Genomic DNA, 16,566 nt, shown 5'->3' with positions numbered 1-16,566 from the left:
AAACACCCGTCCCGGCAAAGGGACGAGTGTTATATACTCGTGGTTCCACCCTAATTCAGCTGATTCATCCTAATCGGAAATACAGCCCTCATTGGCATGACGATAACGGGCATGACCCGGCAGATCCTTACTCGCGGATAATCCCCAATAAAGGTGATGTTCTAACTCCACTTTCAAAATTGCAGCTACAAAGGGGTAAACCATACGTGATATCCGGAGGAAATTTCAGCCTAGGTTCCTCTCTCTGCACCAATCTTGCGTGTGGTCGTTGTCTTTGTCAACGCTTTTGGTTCAATGGTTCACATGAAAAATCATGGATCAACAGTTATTATAATTGCCTAGATCACTTGCGTCAAGGCCTCTCAACAATCCTGAGCGCAGCACTTCGCATTCCGGGCAATGATGACATATTTGCACTTTGTCTTCAAAGATCTGGCATATGGTTGAGATGATTGGCAGGTCCGGGGTACGTGTATGAAGCATGACTTTCTCAGGAGAGATCGAAATGAGCGTACTGACTATCATATCTTCAATATCCATCTCCAGTTCCAGACCCGGCATCTCCACAACGACCTGTTCATCCTTTTGCACGGGCAACGGATGAAGTCCGGCATCAAGCACCTGAAATTCGTGCATTCCCTTGTGTACAAGATGAATCAGAGGTACTTTGGCTTCCTGAAAGAACACAAAATATTTTAACAGCCCCATAAACTCTTCATACTGCCGATCCATCCAGAACTCATCCAGGGCATATTCCACTAATTCCTGAAGCTCCTGTTTATATGGCCGTATGCGGAAGTTGATAATGCCTTCAAGGTGAAAGAAGTGAACATCCTCCAGATCCTGCCGTAGTCCACTGGCCAATGTCGTGCGGCGGCGATCCCGAAGTCCGGGTTGATCGAGATCACCATTTAATAGAAGTGGCATGCAGATACGATTGACCTTATCCACCTCATGCTCATCCATGACAGAACAAGCCTTGGCGATCATATCCTCCACCATGTTCCGTTCCTGTGTCTCCATAATGAAGTCGGCGAGTCCAAGGGAGAGCATATCACTGATCCGGGGAAGCCATTGCTGGAAGTCATCGTGATTCTCATTCCCTCTGCACACCCAGGTTGCTCTTCCATCATTATGTTTGAAGGTGAGCCGAAATCCTCTCTTACTTATATGTAAACCTTTGGTTTTTTCCTTGACACAACGATAAAATTGATCCGCTTCCTCCTGCCCCGATACATCAGTCCATACAGCAAACAGTTCCACAAGAATCACTCCTTTCCTTCCTGTTCAAAGTATATGGCAAGGCCGATGGGGATATACGAAGCGGATTGATGGAAAGCGTGTCATGATTTCTCAGTATATTATGAAGAGGTTTGGAGTTAAGACAAAAATGTGTTATTATTTTAATAACAGTATGTTTCACGGAAAAGGAGGGAAGCCAAAATGAGTCAACAACCCAGAATACTCCACTACACGATCATTATCATTTTGTGCGTTTTCCAAGCCTTGTGCTTCCCTATTCCGATGCAGTCCGAATCTGCCGTTGGGGTATCTGTTGATGCAACTTCCAACAAGGAAGTGCTTTCGCAAATACCCGAATCCCAGCAGAAACCTGTCATTCGCAAATACCCACAAGTCATGTCCAAGCTGATTGCGGTTACGCATAATAAGCCTGTCTTTCTTGTCCTCGCATTATTATTGATGCTGCGAATCCCTACAACGGGTCTGTCCTTTAAACCGTGGTATTGTCTGTTTAAACGCAGATTATTTCTGCTACCTATTAAGTTTACCAGTATGTATGTATCCCTCACCCCTACAGCACCGAAATACGTGAACGCTCTTCACTAGAGCTGTTACGACGTATTTACAGGTTGCTTTTGCATGGAGACACCTCTGAATCGAAGACGGTGCGCTTGTGCATAACTTATAACCCTTTTAGCACACGTTAGATAAACCATGTTTATGGCAGTACCTATTTTTGTTGTACCCACACCGACAAATTCAAATCATATGGCTGTGTCAGGAATTTCTGGCTCTGTTTACCCGCATCTTTTGATGTTCCTTTGAGCAGCAGATTATTCATTTTCGGGAAATAAGCCTGTCTTCTGTGGCCAGCCCCTAATTATAAGGAGGCAACAATCCATGGATGTACGCGAAACAGACTTGCCGGGAATCGGCAAAAAATTTCAAATCGAAACAAGCAGCGGTGATAAAATTGTCATTATTATTCACGATGACGGTCGCCGGGAGATGTACCACTTCGAGTATGATGATCCCGATCAAAGCATCTCGATGATCACGCTTGACGATTACGAAGCACGACAAATTGCTGCTATTGTTGGCGGATTAACTTACAAACCAAAGCAGCTTGAAAATATTGAAGTAACGTTTGACGACCTGATTATCGAGTGGTACAAAATCGAAGCATCCTTCGGATGTATCGGTAAATCCATCGGTGAATTGGACGTACGTCAAAACTCTGGGGCGACGGTTATTGCCGTTGTAGAGAAAAATCACAAAAAACATATCAGCCCAGGTCCGGAGGTAGTTATCAGTGCAGAATCCACGGTGGTAGCCGTTGGCGAACGCAATCAGCAGAAACTGTTTAAATCCCTCCTCCTGACTGGAAGGGGGTAAATAGATGGATCATTTGATATTCGAAGTAGGTCTGGCCCTTGTGCTCATTGCGGCAGCCGGCCTTTTATCGGCAAAACTAAGATTTTCGGTCGTTCCGTTTTATATTCTGATCGGGATGGCCGTTGGACCTCATGCCATGAAAATTTGGCATCTGGACTTCCGCTTCATTGAAAGTCAGCCTTTTATTGATTTCATGGGTCGTATCGGTATTCTGTTCCTTCTCTTCTACCTTGGGCTTGAATTCTCGGTAGGCCGTTTAATTAAATCGGGTCGCTCTATTGCAGTTGGCGGCTCGATCTACATCGGAATTAACTTTACGCTGGGATTAATATTCGGTTTTATGTCCGGTTTCCCAGTTGCAGAAGCACTTATTATTGCAGGTATAACTACCATCTCCTCCAGTGCCATCGTGGCCAAGGTACTTGTCGATTTGAAACGAACGGCCAATCCGGAAACCGAGATGATACTGGGAATTATCATGTTCGAAGATGTTTTCCTCGCTGTATATATCTCGATCTTGTCCGGACTTGTGCTTAGTGATTCATCCTCCATCGGAGGCGTCATCATGTCGGCACTTATTGCCCTCGGATTCATGCTTATCGTGATTATCCTGGGACGTAAAGCAACACCGTTACTAAACAAAGTGCTTAAAATTCGATCGAATGAGCTATTCTCTCTCGTTGTATTTGGAGCCTTGTTCCTGGTGGCCGGTTTCTCAGAAACCATTCATGTTGCCGAAGCGATTGGTGCATTACTGGTTGGACTGGTGCTTGCTGAGACAGAACATGCGAAACGGATTGAGCACTTGATTCTGCCGTTCCGTGACTTCTTCGGAGCAATCTTCTTCTTCAGCTTCGGATTGTCCATTGATCCGTTGTCTCTGGGTGGCGAAGCCGTGTGGTTGGCTCTGATTGCAGTTGTTATTACATTGTTTGGTAACTTCCTGGCAGGTATGATGGCCGGACGCAGTGCAGGTCTATCGCCCAAAGCATCAGCCAATATAGGATTAACCATTGTGTCACGGGGTGAATTTTCCATCATCTTGGCCAACATGGGTAAAGCCGGAGGACTGTTGCCAATGATTCAACCGTTTGCCGCGCTGTATGTCCTGATTCTGGCCATTCTGGGTCCTTTATTAACCAAAGAGTCCAAACATGTATTCCGTATATTGGATAAAATATTCAAGTTCAAAGATCCTCGGAAAAAGAAAGAAGAACCGAAGGTTCTGCAGAAAGAAGGATAATGCCTATGTCTGTACAGAACAGACATACTAATGTACTTCGCGGCTCTACGCCGATCTTTCTGTGACTAACCCAGGGGGATGGCTCGAAAGCCGCACTAAGGAGGATGACCTATGAAAGCACCTCTGATATCGGCTAATCCGGTGCCAAACACCGCCAAGACCAGAATATCGTCAACCCGCCGCTGGGTAAACCTGTTGCTTGTAATTGTCGGTGGAATTCTGGCCTCCGTGGGACTTGAATTGTTCTTACACCCCAATAAGATCATTATTGGAGGTATTACAGGCATTTCCTCCCTGTTCGCCCACTGGACCGAAATGAGGATTGGATTATTCCTATTTTTATTCAATGTTCCGTTCATATTTCTGTCTTACAAGATTGTGCAGAAGAAATTTGTACTGGTTACTGTTCTGGGTTTGGTTGTCTTTTCGATCGGTGCCATTGTGCTTCATCCCATGCCGCCACTTGTAGAGCATCCGCTGGCTGCCGCCATGTTTGGCGGATTATGCCTCGGACTCGGAATTGGGCTCGTCGTGCGGTATGGCGGGACACTGGATACGCTGGAAATCGGTGATCCGTCTTCCCGTCCACCTGAACGTGTATTTAGCGGAAAACGGATGCTTATCGAAAAAATAATCATGCTGCTTAACTTGTTGATCCTGACAGCCGCTGGTGTTGTCTTTGGCTGGGACCAAGCGATGTATTCCGTAATCGCCTACCTTATTGCTTATGAAATGGTGTACATTGCGTTCAGGGGATTCTCTTCGAAACGCAAAGTATGCATTTTGACCACACAGAGCTCTCAAGTTGAAAAAGCTGTACGCAAACGGCTGCGCCGTGAACCTGGAAGGCTGGAAGCTACTTCTGACTCAACACAACTCGCGATGGCGGAAGGATGGATCAGGCAGATCCCAGGTGCACTTTATTATGAGGTACATGTGCTGGAGATGATCTGGTTGAAGTCCATTGTGCGTCACATTGATCCACATGCGGGCATTGTGACGAATCCGGAAAAATAAAAATGGATCTGTGCAAAACAAAAAAACACTCTCTTACCCTATGGATGAACCATTTTGTCCAACAAGGTCAGAGAGCGTTTTTTTTGTTTTTTATAATTAAATAGATATTATAGCTCAACGATAGCTTTGACTACATGTGAATCTGGCAATAGCCATTTGTTTATCGCAGAAGGTAACTCATCAAACTCCACTCGGTGTGTGATATAACCATCCATGCTTAATTTCTTTTGACGCAACGTTGACAGGACTTGTTCAAAATCTTCTCGGGTGGCGTTTCGACTGCCCAGCATGCTCATCTCCCGCTTATGAAACTCAGGATCATGGAAGGTAATATCCGCTTTCACCAGTCCCACGAAAATGAGTTGACCACTATGCGCCACATATTTAATGGCCTCATTCATGGAATTCACGTTACCTGTTGCATCGAAGACAGCCGTAGCATAATCGCCTCCCGTGATTTCAGCCACTTGTTGTATGTTATGTTCATTAGCCTGTACCAGGTCATCTGCTCCAGCCCAAGTCCGGCTAAGCTGCAGCCTGTCCAGATTACGATCAACGGCAATAACACGGGCTCCCGCCTGTTTGGCAAATGCCATCACGCCAAGTCCGATAGGGCCAGCTCCAATAACAATGACATGCTCACCAGGCTTGATTCCCGCTCTTCTGACGGCATGGGCTCCAATGCTTAATGGTTCTACCATTGCTGTCTCATCCAGTGTCAGGCCTTCTGCTAAGAGCAGATGTGAGACAGGCACACTGATTTTTTCTCTCATGCCTCCGTCTACGTGCACACCCATGACTTGCATGGACGTACAACAATTGGTTTTTCCATTGCGACATGCAATACAATGACCGCAGTTCAGATACGGAATAATGCTTACCTGATCTCCTGGCCGTAGCCCTGCATCATTCGGGCCGATCTCTTCAATCACACCCGCCAGTTCATGACCAAGTACACGAGGATAGGTAAAGAATGGCTGATTGCCCTTGTACGCATGCAGATCCGTTCCACAGATCCCAATCCGCCGGATCGCAACCAACGCCTCCCCTTCTGCTCGTTCCGGTTGAGGCAGATCTTGCAGCTCCAAATGGTCTATTTCTTCACACACAATGGCTCTCATCGTTGTTCCCCCTTGGATGTTTCTGAAGTCGTATTGCTGTACTTTGTATTATATTCAGGACGTCCGCTTGACCACGTCTCATTATGCAATGGTGCCAGAATGCGCAGTACTTCCTCCAGTAGACTCTGATCCAACGGCTCTTCGATCCACGCTGCATTGTTGACGATATTGCGCTGATTCGCGCTGCTCACCAGTGTTGTTGGAATACGCTCATTCGACGTAGAGAACTGCACGGCCAACTTGGCAATGTCACTGCCTTGTTCTGCGCAGAAGCGGGCAGCTTTCATGCAGAGCTCTTTCACCCGTTCATCTGCCGGATGCCAGGCAGGAGCACCTCGGGTACTTAACAAGCCCATGGAAAGAGGGGAAGCATTCACGAGTCCAATTTCTTTCTTTTCCAACAGCGGCAACAAAGATAACAATGAGGTATCGTTCAATGAATAATGACAATACGAGATGATCGCATCCGCATTGATCTGTGGCAGAACCTTCTCGAACAATGGCAAGGGTAAGCCACAAATGCCCGCATGTCGTATAATTCCCTGCTCTTTCAGACGCAGCAACGTTGGAAAAGCTTCTTCGATAATAATCTCTGCTGGCACAAATTCAATATCATGCAGGAACAGAATGTCGATATAGTCTGTATGCAGTCGATCCAGGCTCTCTTGCACACTATTCAGAATTCGCTGACGTGAAAAATCAAACTCATTTTCCCCATACCGTCCGGCTTTGGTTGATAACATATATGAACTGCGCGGCAAGCTACGGATGGCTTCACCCAATACCTTCTCAGCCTTGGTCAGCCCGTAGTAAGGTGAAACGTCTATGTAATTCATCCCCGCATCTACGGCCGCATGTACAGTGCGAATCCCTTCGTCCCGGTCAATGTCACGAAATACAGAACCGAGTGAGGATGCTCCAAAGCTCAATACAGGTACGTTCAGTTCCGTCTTGCCAAGTATTCTTCTCTTCATCGGTTTACCCCTTCCAGCGTGTCTGACTACACAAGTTCCCTTTCATTGTAACAGTTCAATTTCAATATAAAATATCGCCAATTGCGTAACATGTACTGTTTGATGACCTCGAACCGCTAGAAAGAAATCAAAAAGCCCGCCGTCTCTCCATACGGAGTAGTCAGCGGGCTTGGCTTCATAAATACTATCTAACGATCAGCATTTATGGGAGTAGTATTCAAATAATCAGGATTAGTTCTGCATTACGAAATCTTCATGCACAGTATTCTCTTCATCGAACATGCGCAAGATGTCGTAACGGGTGTTACGTTGTGCCGGAATATAACCGGACTCTCGAATCAAACGCAGAATGGATTCAATGTTCACTTTGTAAGTTGCACCAGCAGCAGATACAACGTTCTCTTCAATCATGGTGCTACCAAAGTCATTACATCCAAATTCAAGCGACTTCTTACCGATCTCAGGACCCATCGTTACCCAAGAGGATTGAATGTTCTTGATATTATCAAGCACCAGTCGGCTGATGGCTACAGTTTTCAAGTACTCTTCAGGAGTCTGACGCTCCAGCTTAAGGTTGGTATTGTCTGGCTGGAAAGTCCAAGGAATGAATGCCAGGAAACCTTCGGAATCATACTTGTTCGCAATACATTCGTCCTGAGCTTCACGAACACGGAGTAAGTGCAATGCACGCTCTTCCATCGATTCACCAAGGCCGATAACCATCGTTGCCGTGGTGTTCATTCCGATGCGGTGTGCAGTTTGCATAACGTCCATCCAATCCCGCCATGAACCTTTCAAGCGGCTAATTTTCCGACGTGTGCGGTCATCCAGAATTTCAGCGCCGCCGCCAGGCAAAGAGTCGAGTCCAGCTTCGTGAATGGCACGAACAACCTCTTCCAATGTAAGACCATCGGAAACCTCAACCATTTTCATAATCTCAGCTGGGGAGAAAGAATGCATGGTGATGTTCGGGAAACGCTCTTTGATGGCTTTCAACAGGTCTGTATAATAGCTGAAAGGCAAATTTGGATTCGTTCCACCTTGCATCAGAATCTCGGTACCATTCACATCTTCCGTTTCCTGAATCTTTTGGAAAATCACTTCGTCCGGAAGCACATACCCTTCATCCGAACCAGGTCTGCGGTAAAAAGCACAAAAACGGCAGTACACATCACACACGTTCGTGTAGTTGACGTTACGCCCAATTACAAATGTTCTGTATGGTTCAGGGTGCATGCGTTTCATAATGACATTAGCTGCTGCCCCGATTTTGTCCACTTCATCGGATTCAAATAGCTGAATCGTGTCTTCCAAGTCCAAACGTTCGCCCCGAAGGGCTTTATCTAAGATACGGTCTACCGTACTCATCGTAAAAAAGCCTCCCTCATGAAGAGAAATTATATAACGATCCGTCCCAACTTGTTCAAGAGAAGCAAGTTCTGGTGGCAACATCGTATTTCTGTACTCCACATATCGTAACACAGGTTACATGTGAAAAAAAGCACCTTATGAGTAGGTGCTTTAAAAATAAGTAAAAATTTTGACATATGGTATGGAATTTATTCGAACTTAAATGATACGGATAGGCGAATGTGGGCACTTCACTTTTGCTAGGATTCCTGAAGCGCTTGTTCCAAATCTACAATCAGATCTTCAATATCTTCCAGACCTACCGAGAAACGCAGCAACCCGTCTGTAATGCCACGGTCATGGCGAACCTCAGCCGGCATTGCCGCATGAGACATCATTGCAGGGTAGGACAGAATACTCTCCACAGCTCCCAAGCTTACAGCAACAATAGGTAGTTTCACCCGGTTAAGAACTGCTTTTGCGCGATCGCCTGAACCGACGTCAAATGAAACGACAGCTCCATATCCCGTTGACTGACGCTCATGTGCCTCGCGGCCCGGATGATCCTCCAGTCCAGGGTAGAAGACAGCGGTAATATCACTGCGCTCATTAAGCCATGCCGCAAGTTTGGCTGTGCTCCGTTCACTATGCGCCATACGTGCTCCCAAGGTTTTCATCCCGCGCATCAGAAGCCAGGATTCTTGTGCCCCGAGTACCGTTCCGAGTCCATTTTGCAACTGTTTCAATTGTACGCCCAGCGATTCCGTGCGAGCAACAGCAAGCCCCGCTAACACATCACTGTGACCCCCGAGAAACTTGGTAGCACTATGTACGACAATATCCACGCCAAGCTCAATCGGACGCTGATAGTACGGTGTCATAAAGGTGTTATCCAGAATCGTGATCAAGTCATGTTCCTTCGACCAGTCAGTCACGGCAGCGATATCCGTAATACGCAGAGTTGGGTTGGACGGTGTTTCCATATAAACTGCCTTGGTGTTCGGCTTGAGTGCCGCTTTTACTTCATCTATATTGGTCATGTCTACAAAGGTCGTCTCAATCTGCATACGGCTTAATATGGAAGTAAGCAACCGATACGTACCTCCATATACATCTTCCGTTACAATCATGTGATCGCCTGCGGAGAACATCATGAACACGCTGGATATTGCAGCCATTCCCGATGAATAGGCGAACCCTCGTGCTCCGCCCTCCAGCAGTGTGATGTAATCTTCCAGAGCCTGACGTGTCGGATTACCCGAACGACTGTAATCATGTTGAGGCGGATTGAAGATATCAAAATGATGGAAGGTTGAGGCTTGATAGATCGGTACACTGGAAGCTCCCGTTGTTTTGTCGATTTCATCACCGAAATGAAGCAACTTGGTATCAAATTTCAACTCGGCATTGGGTTTGTTGTTGGACTCACTCATGAGTGCACGCCTCCTTCAACTTCCTGCTGTGCAGCTGTCAGAGCATTGCCAAGATCCGCAATCAGATCATCCGCATGTTCAATGCCTACAGAGAACCGGAGCAGTCGATCATCCACACCTACGGCATCACGAATTTCAAGCGGAATATCCGCATGCGTTTGTACTGCCGGGTAGGTCATCAGTGATTCCACTCCACCGAGACTTTCGGCAAAAGCGATCAGTTTGATATGACGCAGCAATGGTTCCACATAACGTGCATCCTTCACTTTGAAAGAGAAGATACCTGTGTTTCCCGTGGATTGTTTATTCTGAACTTCATACCCCGGATGATCCGACAGACCTGGATGATAGACTTCACCCACCGCTGGATGCTCAAGCAAACATTTGGCAATGGTAAGTGCGTTGTACTCATGACGTTCCATACGAAGAGCCAGCGTTTTCATACCTTTCATCAACTGGTAGGAGTCACTCGGAGACAAAACCGCTCCAATGGAATTATGCAGGAATGCCATCTCTGCAGACAGTGCCTCACCCTTGGTAATAATTAGTCCAGCCAGCACATCATTGTGTCCGCCCAGATATTTGGTAGCGCTATGAATGATGATATCGGCACCCAGTTCAATCGGACGTTGGAAAAATGGAGTCAACAACGTGTTGTCAACAATGGTCAACAGGTTGTAACTTTTCGCCCAGGAAGCAACGGCTTCCACATCGGTGATCATCATCAGTGGATTGGTTGGTGTCTCAATAAATACAGCTTTGGTATTCGGCTGACGAACCTTCTCCAGTGCTGCAAGGTCATTCGTGTCCACATAACTGGCCGTTACACCGAAACGAGACAGGATGCGTTCAAGCAGACGATAGGTTCCACCGTACAGATCCAGCGATACAATCAGATGATCCCCTTGACCAAACATGGCAAAGATCGTTTGCAGTGCGGCCATACCCGAACTACACGCAAAGCCTGCATCACCGGACTCCAGCGCCGCGGCTGCTTCTTCCAATACTTTACGGGTTGGGTTCGTCGTACGAATGTAATCAAACCCCGTGCTTTGTCCAAGCTTCGGGTGGCGAAACGCAGTGGATTGATAGATCGGAAAGTTAATGGCGCCTGTTACCGGTTCATTGATGGACCCAATTTGTGCTAAGCGGCTTTCGATTTTCAACTTGTTGTTGTCTTCCATTGCTGCATCCTCCTGTAATCTCGATTAGATTTGCGGGCCAATATCGTAAGGTGTCTCTTGATACACATAGTAATTGAGCCAGTTAGAGAATAATAAGTTGGCATGAGCGCGCCAAGTAGCTGGTGGCACACGGGATGGGTCGTCGTTCGGATAATAATGTCTAGGTAGTGCGATATCCAACCCTTTGGCTGCATCCCGATCATACTCCCACTTTAATGAGAACGGGTCATACTCGGCATGTCCTGTGGCGAAAATTTGTTTGCCGTCTTTGGTAGCAACCAGGAAAATACCCGCTTCCTCGGATTCAGCCAAAATCTCTAAATTCTCATTCTTTTCAATATCTTCTCGTTTCACTTCCGTATGACGGGAATGTGGAACGTTGAATACTTCATCGAATCCACGCAACAATGGAACATGTGGTTTATTGATGGTGTGCGGGAAAACGCCAAAACATTTCTCATCAAGTGCAACTTTGGGTACGTTAAAATGATGGTATAAACCTGCCTGGGAAGCCCAACATATGTGAAGGGTCGAAGTCACATTGGTTTTGGTCCATTCGAAGATCTCCTGGATTTCATTCCAATAGTTCACGTCTTCGAAATCCATCTGTTCCACAGGGGCACCGGTAATGATCATGCCATCGAAACGGCGATGCTCAATCTCATCGAAGGTTTTATAAAACAAATCCAGATATTCCTGAGATGTATTCTTCGATGTGTGAGACTTGGGATGTACGAGAACAACATCCACCTGGATGGGCGTGTTTCCGACCAGACGAAGCAATTGTGTTTCGGTCGTTTCCTTTGTAGGCATCAGGTTTAATATAGCGATACGGAGCGGACGAATATCCTGCTGATAGGCAGAAGTTTCATCCATGACGAAGATATTCTCTCCTTCAAGTACTTCTTTTGCGGGTAGCGTATCGGGTATTTTGATTGGCATGGTAAGTCTAACTCCTCCTTGTGCATAGATAGATGCAGCTAACGCTGGTTTGATGTCTTCACATCAATACAGTTATAGACTGCCTTGAGCTTGTAAAAAACATTGAATTGCTCTTCCATCCAACGTTACATACAACCTCAAGTTCCTTAGCGAAAATCACTGCTGAGAAGTCGGGGCATATGACAAAGACCTTCCTCGGATTTCGAGAAAGGTCATATGTAAATAGATATGCGCCTCTCTCATCTCTCAGTTACAACAGTGCCACTTGACACTTGGTCGCTGCAAGAATTAGCACCGTGCGGTATACCGCCGGTTGCCGGGTTTCATCGGGCCAGTCCCTCCACCTACTCTTGATAAGATTTCGCTGTATTAGATTGTAATTTAATATGGTTCACCGTCTACTTTATTACATTAATGCCCTCACGTCAAGTTGCAGTTCCATGTCTGCTGTCCAGATCGGAACCGTTCATCATCCGTTGTCATACACTGCCTCAGGGCGCGAAATAGACACATTTTTGCGCTTGAAAGCACCTTGTACCAGCGGTATACTAAACAAGGTGTTATAAACCCTTATGTGAGAGGTGACATATTAAATGGATGGCGACCCGAGGCCTGACTGGCAGCCGAATTCCGACAAACTGCATAGAGAATTGACATCAGCATGCCGGCAGCGGGACGTGACTTCCGTTTGATCATATATTGAACGCAGCCCTGATCTCCAGGCTCCGCTGCCGACCGGCTGATTTGTTCTTTTTGCGCCCATAATGATAATATCCGCCAACTTGGCGGGTGCAGAAGGAGTAGATTAACGATGAAAATCCGGTTGGTAAACAACGGTGTATTTATTCCGGTGGACGACATTCAGCAGGCGCTGACTCCACCAGCGGAAGGATTTTACTGGATTGATGCAGACGTAGACGATTTGGCGGTACTTCAGCCGCTGTTCTTGATGCATGATCTGGCTGTGGAAGACTGTCTTAGTGACGAAGAACAACGTCCGAAGATTGAAATTTATGAGAACCATTATTTTATTGTGATTAACAGCATTCGTTTCGATGATGAAGAGATATTTCTGCGTGCAGTCAACCTGTTTCTCGGCAGACATTTTATCATTAGTGTTACGAAGCAGAAGGTCAGCGAATTGCGCACACTGAAACCAATCCTGTGGGAACAGGAAATCAGCACACCGGACCGGCTGTTGTATTTGCTGGTTGACTTGATCGTTGATAATTATTTCACCGTAGGTGACCGGATTGAAGCTCGAATCGAGAAGCTTGAGGAAGACATTCTGATGCATACCAAAAAATCTCATCTGAATGAAATTATCGGGCTGCGCAGTGAGATTCTATGGTTGAAAAAAGTGCTTGGACCTCAGAAAGAGGTCATTAATACACTGAACAAAAAAGATCTGCGTCTTATTGATGATCAACTGCAAAAGTATTTCAGTGACATCTATGAGAATGCTGTAAAAATATCGGAGACCTTTGAGACGTATCGGGACCTGATGGGCAACTTGCGAGAAGCCTACCAATCCAGTATTGCGAACCGGGCGAATGAGATCATGCGTGTGTTTACCGCCATTACAACGGTCTTCATGCCGCTGACGGTCATAACCGGTATATACGGCATGAACTTTACGAATATGCCTGAGCTTAACTGGAAATACAGCTATTTTGTTGTGATTGGCCTGATGGTTACACTGGGCCTGAGCATGTTCTTCATTTTCCGCAAAAAAGACTGGGTATGAACTCTTGTGAAATAACAAAGACGAAGCGCTCCACTTGGAGATCCGCCTCGTCTTTTTTAATATCCTACAACTAACCTACGTTCCGCTCTGTCTCTGCATGCCTACGAAACCGAATTCGAATCATGCGCAGTCTTTCATAGACCTGCTCCAGACTTCCTCCGTCGGGCTTCTCTCCTCCATACACCTTATGTAATACTGGCTTCAGGAACGTATCTCCCAGCTCCTCATACGCACTCCATACAGCTTCTTGTTCGTTCTCTGGCATCACCGCCAGCTCCACATCAAGAAGACAATCGGTGTCATACCCTTCGAGATCCAGTGCCTCTAACAACTCAATCAACTCTCGTCGGGATAGTCCGGATCGATGAACAATCTCCTCTAACGTATACCCTTCCTTCATGCCTTCAAGCACCTGCTTGCGCGTGGTGAACTTATCAAGTTCCTGTTTGTACTTCTGCTCTCTCTGCTTATATAACCAGCTCTCATACTCTTCTTCCTTCAGCGCCGTGTAGACCCATTCCAGCGGGAATGTCGTTGAACGCTCCAATCCATTGGTAATCTCCATCCATTCCGCACCATAGTCGGTTGCTTTGCTCTCCCCGACACCCGGCAGTTGTATCAGTTCATCCATCGTTTGAGGAACAAAGGCACTGATCAAACGCAGCAGACGATTCGTTGCAATAAAATACGGTGCCTTCCGGTCAGACACGGCTCTCTTCCTGCGCCATGTGCACAGATCCGTATATAACTGTTCATTGCCGTATAACTCACTGTAACAATGCAGCCGCTGTCCACCATAACTGCGTGACTTCAGATCATCATTCTCATGAAATAACCCCTGCAACTGCGGTCGGTACCCTTCACTCATCTGTATCGCAAGCTGATGACGGTAAATATGAAGCAGTTCCTCCCAAGAAGTCCCTTCATACCAGATGTTGTCCTCACGATCTCCTTCCTCGTAGCGACTCCATCCCAGCTGCCAACTATCTTCCTCTTCCCCAATCCATAGTTGTGCATACTCTGCATTCTGATCTGACATTCTGGACAATCTGTTCATGAAAATGACTTCCATTTTCCGTTCCCTCCCTATAACTTTTCAGCATATACGTGTTAGTTAAGCTACCTATAGGCAGCACAAAAAGCACCTCTCCTGCAAAATCCATGCAAGAGAGGTGCTTCCTCATCAACCGTGCTATGCTGTTGCCCATATCATACCACAATGGTAAAATTCGTCAATCCTTTATTGATCTACTTATTCAACGCCAATTTGGCAAGCGCCAGCGAACCACACAGTCCCGCATTGTCACCAAGTCCTGGTGAAACAACATACTCGTCAATCTCGGATTGAAGTGCCGGATGCTGAACGTATCCTGCAAGCAGCTCCTGCAACTTGCTACGAACCATCGGGAACAAGTGCTCCTGCTTCATCACTCCGCCACCCATGACGATTTTCTGCGGAGAGAGAATGAGAACATAATTCATCAGGGCATGTGCCAGATAATGTGCTTCAATCTCCCATGCTTTATGATCTGCAGGCAGTTCATAAGCCGGTTGCTCCCAACGTTTGTTAATGGCCGGGCCTGCTGCAAGGCCTTCGAGGCAGTCGCCATGATACGGACAGAAACCTTCATATGTATCCTCCGGATGTCTGCGTACAATGATATGTCCCATCTCTGGATGTGACAATCCATGGACCATTTTACCCCCAACTACAGCCCCTGCACCAATACCTGTACCCACAGTGATATACAGACAGCTCTCAAGGCCTTGTGCAGCGCCCCACGTTGCTTCTCCAAGTGCCGCACCATTCACATCCGTATCAAATGTCATCGGTACATCAAAATGCTCCTTGAGCTTGCCAATCACGTTATACTGTCCCCAATGTGGTTTCGGTGTTGTTGTGATATAACCATACGTTGGGCTTCCTTCAATCGGATCAATCGGCCCAAATGAACCTACGCCCAGAGCATCAATGCCCTTGCCTTCAAAAAACGAAATCACTTGCGCCATGGTCTCTTCCGGTGTCGTCGTGGGAAAACTTACGCGTTCCAGAACCTCTCCATTTTCTGTGCCAATACCACATACAAATTTGGTTCCGCCTGCTTCAATTGCGCCTAAGATCGTCATGTTAGTCACACTCCCAAGTTAGTTTAAAAAAGTAATAATCGTTCGTGCTTTACTGGATGACACTAATTCCCCTGCTACTTGTTCTCCAGCTTGGACAATCGTTTCATTAAGGTCTGCCTCCAGCTATCTGACAGCGCAGGAATGGCCAGCAGCGTCTGGATACCATCGACATCTTCTTTACCCTGATGCATAATTCGATTGGCTTCAAGAACCGTCATTGATGTTGGATCGGTGCTGATCCGTCGCAATATGGATGAAGGACTTATCTCACCTTCTTGCAATACACGAAAGTAAAAGCCGGTATGTCCAGTCTCCTGAAAAAAAACAGGCAGTTCCTTATAATCATACCGCGCCCCCAGCTTGAAACAAGGTTGTCTGGGCTGACTGACCTGCACTGTGGCTTCGCCCAACTCGTAGACATCGCCAATCCTGACGTCTTCTTCGGCACAGCCTTCAACCGTCAGATTTTCTCCACAAGCTCCCCAGTCCAGCTTGCGATCCATCAGCTGTTCCAGTGCCGGATAACGACTGTAATCGTATACACAAACGGCCTTGTCAGGTCCACCATGATGCACCAGGTCCGCCTGCGCATCCCCTGTCATTCCAGTGAATGACAGGAAAACCGCGTCGGATACAGGATGTTTCACAATGCCGCTCATCACTTCACGCTTCTGCCCAGGGAGCGGTTGCGGCAGTCCTACATTAAGGGCCAGAACAGCTGTGTTACCCTCCCCTGGCTTTCGATCCGATGTGAGTGTCATTTGCATCATACCTCCCATAATCACTTTCTT

General features: G+C 46.7%; 15 protein-coding genes and 1 riboswitch. Of the genes, 5 read left to right on the top strand and 10 right to left on the bottom strand.

The features are described from left to right. Positions 1–318: 318 nt before the first annotated feature. A complete protein-coding gene (locus tag ACTHPG_RS04195) occupies positions 319–1,272 on the bottom strand; it encodes a putative sporulation protein YtxC (RefSeq protein ID WP_440387889.1) in 954 nt (317 codons plus the stop codon). Between the two features lie 171 nt (positions 1,273–1,443). On the opposite strand from ACTHPG_RS04195, the gene ACTHPG_RS04190 reads away from it, so the two are divergent. From ACTHPG_RS04190 to ACTHPG_RS04175, 4 genes are all read left to right on the top strand, one after another. Beyond that, positions 1,444–1,848, top strand: a complete 405-nt coding sequence (locus tag ACTHPG_RS04190) for a hypothetical protein (RefSeq protein ID WP_440387888.1) — start codon at positions 1,444–1,446, stop codon at positions 1,846–1,848. A gap of 294 nt (positions 1,849–2,142) precedes the next feature. Further along, on the top strand, positions 2,143–2,637 hold the full coding sequence (locus ACTHPG_RS04185) for a cation:proton antiporter regulatory subunit (protein ID WP_062833468.1): 495 nt from the start codon (positions 2,143–2,145) through the stop codon (positions 2,635–2,637). A 4-nt stretch (positions 2,638–2,641) separates the two neighbouring features. Further along, positions 2,642–3,880 (top strand): cation:proton antiporter, encoded by a 1,239-nt coding sequence (locus ACTHPG_RS04180; RefSeq protein ID WP_440387887.1) that lies wholly within the window; start codon positions 2,642–2,644, stop codon positions 3,878–3,880. 111 nt (positions 3,881–3,991) lie between these two features. Further along, positions 3,992–4,897 (top strand): YitT family protein, encoded by a 906-nt coding sequence (locus ACTHPG_RS04175; protein ID WP_440387886.1) that lies wholly within the window; start codon positions 3,992–3,994, stop codon positions 4,895–4,897. A 107-nt stretch (positions 4,898–5,004) separates the two neighbouring features. Here the strand turns inward: ACTHPG_RS04175 and ACTHPG_RS04170 are convergent, their stop codons facing one another. The 6 genes from ACTHPG_RS04170 to metA form a co-directional block, all read right to left on the bottom strand. Next, on the bottom strand, positions 5,005–6,018 hold the full coding sequence (locus ACTHPG_RS04170) for a zinc-binding alcohol dehydrogenase family protein (RefSeq protein ID WP_440387885.1): 1,014 nt from the start codon (positions 6,016–6,018) through the stop codon (positions 5,005–5,007). Next, complete coding sequence (locus ACTHPG_RS04165; RefSeq protein WP_440387884.1) at positions 6,015–6,992, bottom strand: aldo/keto reductase; 978 nt, start codon at positions 6,990–6,992, stop codon at positions 6,015–6,017. The genes ACTHPG_RS04170 and ACTHPG_RS04165 overlap by 4 nt, the downstream gene beginning before the upstream one ends. 231 nt (positions 6,993–7,223) lie before the next feature. Further along, the gene (gene mqnC, locus ACTHPG_RS04160) at positions 7,224–8,360 is read right to left on the bottom strand and encodes a cyclic dehypoxanthinyl futalosine synthase (protein WP_278296051.1); all 1,137 of its coding nucleotides are present in this window, start codon (positions 8,358–8,360) and stop codon (positions 7,224–7,226) included. Between the two features lie 242 nt (positions 8,361–8,602). Beyond that, positions 8,603–9,775 (bottom strand): trans-sulfuration enzyme family protein, encoded by a 1,173-nt coding sequence (locus tag ACTHPG_RS04155; RefSeq protein WP_440387883.1) that lies wholly within the window; start codon positions 9,773–9,775, stop codon positions 8,603–8,605. Continuing rightward, positions 9,772–10,959, bottom strand: a complete 1,188-nt coding sequence (locus ACTHPG_RS04150; protein ID WP_440387882.1) for a PLP-dependent transferase — start codon at positions 10,957–10,959, stop codon at positions 9,772–9,774. The genes ACTHPG_RS04155 and ACTHPG_RS04150 overlap by 4 nt, the downstream gene beginning before the upstream one ends. 24 nt (positions 10,960–10,983) lie before the next feature. Beyond that, on the bottom strand, positions 10,984–11,901 hold the full coding sequence (gene metA / locus ACTHPG_RS04145; RefSeq protein ID WP_440387881.1) for a homoserine O-acetyltransferase MetA: 918 nt from the start codon (positions 11,899–11,901) through the stop codon (positions 10,984–10,986). A 236-nt stretch (positions 11,902–12,137) separates the two neighbouring features. Next, positions 12,138–12,261, bottom strand: a riboswitch (SAM riboswitch). Between the two features lie 451 nt (positions 12,262–12,712). Here metA and corA point away from each other — a divergent pair. Continuing rightward, the gene (gene corA / locus ACTHPG_RS04140) at positions 12,713–13,648 is read left to right on the top strand and encodes a magnesium/cobalt transporter CorA (RefSeq protein ID WP_062833460.1); all 936 of its coding nucleotides are present in this window, start codon (positions 12,713–12,715) and stop codon (positions 13,646–13,648) included. Positions 13,649–13,718: 70 nt separating this feature from the next. On the opposite strand, the gene ACTHPG_RS04135 is transcribed toward corA, so the two are convergent. From ACTHPG_RS04135 to ACTHPG_RS04125, 3 genes are all read right to left on the bottom strand, one after another. Next, entirely contained in the window at positions 13,719–14,720 is a 1,002-nt protein-coding gene (locus ACTHPG_RS04135; RefSeq protein WP_440387880.1) for an HRDC domain-containing protein, read from the bottom strand. A gap of 176 nt (positions 14,721–14,896) precedes the next feature. Next, positions 14,897–15,775, bottom strand: a complete 879-nt coding sequence (locus ACTHPG_RS04130) for an ROK family protein (RefSeq protein ID WP_440387879.1) — start codon at positions 15,773–15,775, stop codon at positions 14,897–14,899. A 74-nt stretch (positions 15,776–15,849) separates the two neighbouring features. Beyond that, complete coding sequence (locus tag ACTHPG_RS04125; protein ID WP_440387878.1) at positions 15,850–16,536, bottom strand: MOSC domain-containing protein; 687 nt, start codon at positions 16,534–16,536, stop codon at positions 15,850–15,852. Positions 16,537–16,566 lie beyond the last annotated feature (30 nt).

The sequence above is a fragment of the Paenibacillus sp. SAF-068 genome (genome assembly GCF_051967555.1).
GTDB lineage: Bacteria > Bacillota > Bacilli > Paenibacillales > Paenibacillaceae > Paenibacillus.
The sequence above is the reverse complement of the archived record's forward strand: the minus strand, read 5'-3'. Positions and strand labels throughout refer to the sequence as shown.

Coding starts and splice junctions, on each gene's coding strand:
- ACTHPG_RS04190 (WP_440387888.1), top strand. CDS start 1,444: ATGAGTCAACAACCCAGAATACTCCACTACACGATCATTATCATTTTG.
- ACTHPG_RS04185 (WP_062833468.1), top strand. CDS start 2,143: ATGGATGTACGCGAAACAGACTTGCCGGGAATCGGCAAAAAATTTCAA.
- ACTHPG_RS04180 (WP_440387887.1), top strand. CDS start 2,642: ATGGATCATTTGATATTCGAAGTAGGTCTGGCCCTTGTGCTCATTGCG.
- ACTHPG_RS04175 (WP_440387886.1), top strand. CDS start 3,992: ATGAAAGCACCTCTGATATCGGCTAATCCGGTGCCAAACACCGCCAAG.
- ACTHPG_RS04170 (WP_440387885.1), bottom strand. CDS start 6,018: ATGAGAGCCATTGTGTGTGAAGAAATAGACCATTTGGAGCTGCAAGAT.
- ACTHPG_RS04165 (WP_440387884.1), bottom strand. CDS start 6,992: ATGAAGAGAAGAATACTTGGCAAGACGGAACTGAACGTACCTGTATTG.
- mqnC (WP_278296051.1), bottom strand. CDS start 8,360: ATGAGTACGGTAGACCGTATCTTAGATAAAGCCCTTCGGGGCGAACGT.
- ACTHPG_RS04155 (WP_440387883.1), bottom strand. CDS start 9,775: ATGAGTGAGTCCAACAACAAACCCAATGCCGAGTTGAAATTTGATACC.
- ACTHPG_RS04150 (WP_440387882.1), bottom strand. CDS start 10,959: ATGGAAGACAACAACAAGTTGAAAATCGAAAGCCGCTTAGCACAAATT.
- metA (WP_440387881.1), bottom strand. CDS start 11,901: ATGCCAATCAAAATACCCGATACGCTACCCGCAAAAGAAGTACTTGAA.
- corA (WP_062833460.1), top strand. CDS start 12,713: ATGAAAATCCGGTTGGTAAACAACGGTGTATTTATTCCGGTGGACGAC.
- ACTHPG_RS04135 (WP_440387880.1), bottom strand. CDS start 14,720: ATGGAAGTCATTTTCATGAACAGATTGTCCAGAATGTCAGATCAGAAT.
- ACTHPG_RS04130 (WP_440387879.1), bottom strand. CDS start 15,775: ATGACGATCTTAGGCGCAATTGAAGCAGGCGGAACCAAATTTGTATGT.
- ACTHPG_RS04125 (WP_440387878.1), bottom strand. CDS start 16,536: ATGACACTCACATCGGATCGAAAGCCAGGGGAGGGTAACACAGCTGTT.